Annotated in this window: 6 protein-coding genes and 3 pseudogenes; 4 read left to right on the top strand and 5 right to left on the bottom strand. The window is 35.3% G+C overall.

Features of this window, described 5'->3' with window-relative positions:
• Positions 1 to 208: 208 nt before the first annotated feature.
• Positions 209 to 678 (bottom strand): annotated as a pseudogene (locus tag A9G37_RS12010) (zinc-binding dehydrogenase); the annotation flags it as partial.
• A 135-nt stretch (positions 679 to 813) separates the two neighbouring features.
• Here A9G37_RS12010 and A9G37_RS12755 point away from each other — a divergent pair.
• Both A9G37_RS12755 and A9G37_RS02945 read left to right on the top strand, forming a co-directional pair.
• A complete protein-coding gene (locus A9G37_RS12755) occupies positions 814 to 963 on the top strand; it encodes a hypothetical protein (protein WP_176701848.1) in 150 nt (49 codons plus the stop codon).
• Positions 964 to 997: 34 nt separating this feature from the next.
• Positions 998 to 1,426 (top strand): Tox-REase-5 domain-containing protein, encoded by a 429-nt coding sequence (locus A9G37_RS02945; RefSeq protein WP_065574567.1) that lies wholly within the window; start codon positions 998 to 1,000, stop codon positions 1,424 to 1,426.
• Here the strand turns inward: A9G37_RS02945 and A9G37_RS12480 are convergent.
• The 3 genes and pseudogenes from A9G37_RS12480 to A9G37_RS02935 form a co-directional block, all read right to left on the bottom strand.
• Positions 1,395 to 1,586, bottom strand: a complete 192-nt coding sequence (locus A9G37_RS12480) for a hypothetical protein (protein ID WP_141671023.1) — start codon at positions 1,584 to 1,586, stop codon at positions 1,395 to 1,397. The genes A9G37_RS02945 and A9G37_RS12480 overlap by 32 nt on opposite strands.
• A 320-nt stretch (positions 1,587 to 1,906) precedes the next feature.
• Positions 1,907 to 2,620 (bottom strand): annotated as a pseudogene (locus A9G37_RS02940) (SidA/IucD/PvdA family monooxygenase).
• 3 nt (positions 2,621 to 2,623) lie between these two features.
• Complete coding sequence (locus tag A9G37_RS02935) at positions 2,624 to 3,085, bottom strand: GNAT family N-acetyltransferase (protein WP_065568756.1); 462 nt, start codon at positions 3,083 to 3,085, stop codon at positions 2,624 to 2,626.
• Positions 3,086 to 3,468: 383 nt separating this feature from the next.
• On the opposite strand from A9G37_RS02935, the gene A9G37_RS02930 reads away from it, so the two are divergent.
• Together A9G37_RS02930 and A9G37_RS13445 are read left to right on the top strand one after the other, a co-directional pair.
• On the top strand, positions 3,469 to 4,173 hold the full coding sequence (locus A9G37_RS02930; RefSeq protein ID WP_176701847.1) for a DDE-type integrase/transposase/recombinase: 705 nt from the start codon (positions 3,469 to 3,471) through the stop codon (positions 4,171 to 4,173).
• Positions 4,110 to 4,289 (top strand): annotated as a pseudogene (locus A9G37_RS13445) (integrase core domain-containing protein). The gene A9G37_RS02930 and the pseudogene A9G37_RS13445 overlap by 64 nt, the downstream one beginning before the upstream one ends.
• A 170-nt stretch (positions 4,290 to 4,459) precedes the next feature.
• Here the strand turns inward: A9G37_RS13445 and A9G37_RS02925 are convergent.
• A complete protein-coding gene (locus A9G37_RS02925; protein WP_065574565.1) occupies positions 4,460 to 5,593 on the bottom strand; it encodes a hypothetical protein in 1,134 nt (377 codons plus the stop codon).
• Positions 5,594 to 5,651: the final 58 nt, after the last annotated feature.

The following is a 5,651-nucleotide window of genomic DNA, read 5'->3' as shown; positions in this document are numbered from 1 at the left end:
GCATTATCCAATTATCTAATGCTGATTTGGTGAGGTCATACTCTGCGACGATATCCGCACGTTTTTTACCATTTTGATATAGCATGACCATTTGTTTTTTGAACTCGTTAGTAAAGCTACGTTTTGCTCTTCGTGATGAATCGGTTGCCATTGTTGTTACCTTCTCTTATTTTTAGTTTATCATAACAATGACCTTATAAAACTGGTACTAATTAGTGTAGCCGATCCAGATCATATCATTGATATCTTCCAAAGGTCTTTTTTCAACTATCGGTACGACCTTTCCTTCTGCACTAAACTGAAATGCTTCTGCTAAATCTTCACGAGTTCCAACCAATGAACCTAAAACTTGAATACCATCTAACACGGTTTTAGGAATACTTAAATCCATATTTTCTGAAGGCAAACCTAAGGCGACCACACGCCCTAAAGGTCGCACAGAATTGATGGCCTGATTGAATGCTGTTTTAGTCACAGAAGTTACAACAGCACCGTGCACTCCTCCTCCAGTGTGTTCTTTAATATAAACGCCCACATCCTCAACTTTTTTAGGATTAACGACCAAATCAGCACCTAGTGTTTTACATAATTCTAATTGGCTATCGCTGTTACTGGTATGTCCATACTAATAGCAACCACTTTATTATTAAACACTTTTTTACTGTAACTACCCCCTAAAATAGTACAACCCAAAAGTAGAAAATGCACTACGATAAAAGTAAAAGAAAATTTGAATATGAAAAAGATAACAGAATACAAAATCGTATTGATATTAAAAGAAGCAGAAGCTAGCATTCCTATTAAAGATCTTTGATGTATCGGATTAAAGCGGGTGATTTAGTGGGCCATATTGGTCATAACAAAACCAATGATGAAAAAGAACAAATAAAAAACACTTTTGCCGAAAAAATGCTTGCAATTGAAAAGGAAAGGTTAGAAAAAAAATTGTCAGTGTTCGATTGAACCTTTTATTGCCCCCAATTTGTTTCGACGAAATATGAGCGATTTATCTGCTGACTATCAAGCGACTTTGGCTAGGATTGATTGGAGCAGAAATCGCACCCCAAAAACCAACAAAATATCGGTAGAAATAAAAGAATGGAAGTATAACGGCCCTGCAGGAAAAGCTGATTTCGATTGTTGGCTGAAAAATTTTTGTTTGTTACTTGAAATGAAAGTTAATTATGATTCCTTAATGTTTAGCCGAACAAAATTTAATACCCAAACAGGTCAGCCAGAATTAAAATCATTAGGTAAAGAAAAAATAGAGGAATTCGAAAAACAAGCCAAAAAACATGATAAAATTTGTTCTGCTCATCCATACGCTAGTTGTTGCTGTTTTTTTATGCCCCCTCTTGTCTATAATGCTTTTTTGAAGATGTTAAACAAGGCTCCTACTCTTCCCAGCGTAAATGCTGGTCTGTGATAGCATTCAATACCGAAATAATCACCGAATCATCCTGTAACTTAGGTTGATAATAGTAAGCACAACGGCTTAAGCCAACGATAGCGCAGCTCATCGTAATAGTGATTGAATTATTTTTTTGTAGCGCCTGTGCCCACGTTTTACGTGCCTTTGTGGGCACTAAAGCTTTTTTATGATTTTTTCCTGAAGCTGTGATTTTAAACTTAGCTCAGCAAACATCTATTTAAGCTTACGGTTTTCAGCCTCTAGCTCTTTTTTTCATCATTAAATCCCCTTTTACTTTTATCATAGAGAATTTTCTACTTTTTTGCTGTACTATTTTAGGGGATAGTTACATTATCAATGCAGAATCTACAACTGAGTAATTTGTATTTTTAAAATCTAGTAACACTTTTTCTTTAAGTTTTTCATCATAAGCAAAAAATTTTTTGCTGAATGGCTACTGAAAATCTCGTTAGAAAATTCAGTTTCATCTGCTGGTCATAGTGAATAGTTTCTTAAACATAACTCTATATTTGGATAATGATCTAATAAATGATTAGTTATCTCTGCTGCACTTTGTCCAGATCCTATAACTAAGAATTTATAATCTGAATTTTTATCATTAAATTCATGTTCCAAATTATTTAAAAAATCATTGGAATGCATTATTTTTTTATTTTTTTCATCTAAGAAAATTCCCACGGGTATATTTTTAGTTATGCCTGTTGCTAATGAAATATTTTTTGCATACAATTCGCTGATTGTTTTATTATTATCTTCAATGCAAATTTCTAAATGATCAATTAAATGACCATCATAAATGGGATTAATACTTACAACTTTATGACCATATAATAAAACATAATCATTAAAGTGATTTGCTGCCCATTTTAAATAGTCGTTATACTCCAGTCTACTAGGGAAAAAGTTTCTTAAATTTGCAAAGCCTTCTAAACGATCTGATGAAAATAGATAATTCAAGAATGTATACTTGCTAGTAGGATTCCTTAATGTTGCTAAATCTTTAAAAAAAGATATTTACATATCCGCTTCCGGAAGTAACATTCCAGGATGCCAGCCAAACTCGCTTTTACTTTCAATAAATTTAATTTGTAAGCCATCTTTGTTTAACATACCAGCGTCATCCATAGCAACCGCCACTGAAAGATTTGCCGGTCCAAATCCAACTCCAACAGAATCATAAATTTTCATATATCATTCCTTATGTAGTTTTAAAAAATAGTATATAAATTGATCATCAATTTTATAATTTAATTTTTCATACAGAGCTCTAGCTTTGTGGTTTTCGATTGATGTGCATAATGAAATTCCATTATATGTAGAATTATTAGCAAAGCTTCTTACTTTTTCCATTAATTGGGTTGCAATACCGTACCTTCTGTAGCTTTTTATAATATATAAGTCATTCAAAATTATAGTTGGTGATATGGATAAAGAAGAATATGAAAAATATAGCTGTACGAAACCACATGCTATTTTATTGTCGTAGGCAAGGAAAATTATTGAATCATTGTTGATCAATCTTTCTTTAATGAATTTTTTTGATTCAGAATTACAATCCTCAATACCATAAAACTCTCGATATTCAGAAAAAAGTAATGATATATCATCAAGCTCGTTTAATGTTCCTTGTATTATATTAAATGGAATATTCATATGTTTATAATCCCTCATAATGTTATTTAGATAACCATCATCATAATATTAAACGGGTTATATATTTTATTCAATGTTTTATTTTTAATAACATAGATTAATATTTTAAGGTCGTACTCTTCATATTTCTTCAGAATGGATCTTAATTCTAACAAAAAATCAAACAGAACGGTGAAATTACGGGCTCTTTTGATTTGGCACTTGCTCTTGATATTACTGATTTAAATGCCCAAAAAGTGAAACCTGAGCTTATGAAAATACATAGATTTGCTGGCGGCTCCATCTTTGATGTTTCAATTTCATTAGATTAGCAAAAATAGCGGCTATTTCTTTATTAAAAACGCAGAAGAGTTATTGAAAAACCAATAAAATAGATGATAAGATTGACTATCTTATCAAAAGTAAAGTGTAACTATCCCCCTAAAATAGTACAGCAAAATCATTCTGTTACTATAGCTATGAGCTGCGCTATCGTTGGCTTAAACCGTTGTGCTTACTATTATCAACCTAAGTTACAGGATGATTCGGTGATTGTTTCGGTATTGAATGCTATCACACGCTGGGGCTTTCCTAAATGCTTTAATCGTATCAGAAAGCTCGGCTATCAATGGAACCATAAGCGTGTTTATCGGGTGTATTGTGAATTAAAGCTTAATCTCAGAGTAAAACGAAAAAAACGCATTCCTCCACGATGCCCGGAAAAGCTATTTGTGCCTAATAAACAAGGTGAATGTTGGTCAATGGATTTTATGAGTGATAGTAGCCGTAATCAACGTCGCTTTAGGACATTCAATGTCATCGATGACGTTAATCGTGAGGCGTTAGGTATTGATATTGCAGTCAGCTTACCAGCAGGAAGGATTACCCGTTACTTAGATAAATTGGCCGAATATCATGGATATCCATTAAAAATACGGGTCGATAATGGGCCAGAATTTACAGGAAAAACCTTTATAAACTGGGCTAAATCACATGATATAGCCATTGATTATATAAAGCCCGGTGCCCTTATCAAAATGGTTATATTGAACGATTTAATCGTACCTATCGTACTGAAGTACTTGATTTATATCTTTTTAACAACTTAGCACAAGCAAGGTGAATAACCGAAGAATGGCTAACGATTTATAACACCGAAAGACCGCATGAGGCATTAAATAACATGACACCGATTGAATATAAAACACTAAAACAGGCAGCATGATTTTCTACGTAAGTTGTGTGCTAAGTTGGGGGTATTTACACCCACTCAGTAAAGAGTCCAGCACCTATTCGACGATCGTGCATATTCTTGCTTCTATCTCTTACCCACCATTGAGAAGATGGTGTAGCGCTAAAAACATTGCCTGGGCATATGTTATGGTAGCCCAAGGACTAAGGTCTAAGGGCCGAGGCGCAAATATAACTATCCCTGTGGGATAGGCGGTACTGACGGAAGTAGCCATCGTGCGATCCCACTCCAAATTTATCCTTGTATCTTTCGCCCCTCCCGTCCCACGAACCATCAGGATCAAGCGCCGTGTGGAAGTTGTCTCGAAAGGGAAAGTTACTGACGTAGCCGTGCATGTAGCCCCACTCAGAAAAAAGGCCTCCACCAATATAACGCATGTAATGATTACCTGGTGAAGATGGGCGGGCGCCTAAAGGTGGAATACCAGCCGCATTAGTTAAATCTCTGACCCTTGGTATCTGGTAGTTCATTCTACTACACCAACGTTCAGGCTCACGATTCTTAAAGCCCGTAACGGCGATGAACCATTGCTTCAACACAAATCCATATTTTACTACCTCATAACCATCTTCATCTCTACCCACTAACTCAAACGTCTGCGGTAACCTTAACCCACCAGTAGTGAACGGTTTTCCCGGGAGCCATGTATATGGACCTGTTAACGTAACACGGGCAACAACTTTTCCCCTATCTTTATAAGGAATCCAGTAATCCCTAGCTACAACATTTGTCACTGTTGCAGTAACTCCTCCCAAAGTAACGGGTTTCCATGTCAATTTTCTTACATCTATTCCTGTAATGAGTAAATCAAAATATACTCCATACGTACCTGTAGTTGGGAAATTGAGGTTGTATGATTCAGGATTGATTGATTGAACTAAGAAGCCCTTATCAGGATTCCACATGTCAGCTGGACCAGCGAATCTGCCGTCACCATACTGTAGATTAGGTCTTACATAATCGATAACTGGCGACTGTTGTAGCAGTATTGCATCACTACGATTACCCGCTCTAGCCTTTTTACCATTCGCCTGTACATTCCATGAAGATGATAATAATAACAGCGCTAATACTAGCAAAGCTGTTTTAGGTGATTTGAGCAATAATTTCGATAATTCGTTGAGAGATAATTTCGAAGATATAAATAAGTTTTGTGCAAAAATTCGTCGAATAAGTTTATTTGATAAATTTAAGAAATACGTTTGCCAGGCCTTGTGCCTTGTGCCTTGTGCCTTGTGCCTTGTGCCTTGTGCCTTGTGCCTTAAATGATAATGCATTATTTTGCCAGTCCTTGTGCTTTAAATGATAATGAATTACAGCTCAAATGTCAAGTAA

This window comes from Gilliamella sp. GillExp13 (genome assembly GCF_001690815.1).
Classification (GTDB): Bacteria; Pseudomonadota; Gammaproteobacteria; order Enterobacterales; family Orbaceae; genus Gilliamella; species Gilliamella bombi.
Note: the sequence above shows the minus strand (reverse complement) of the source record. Positions and strands in the feature narration are given on the sequence as shown.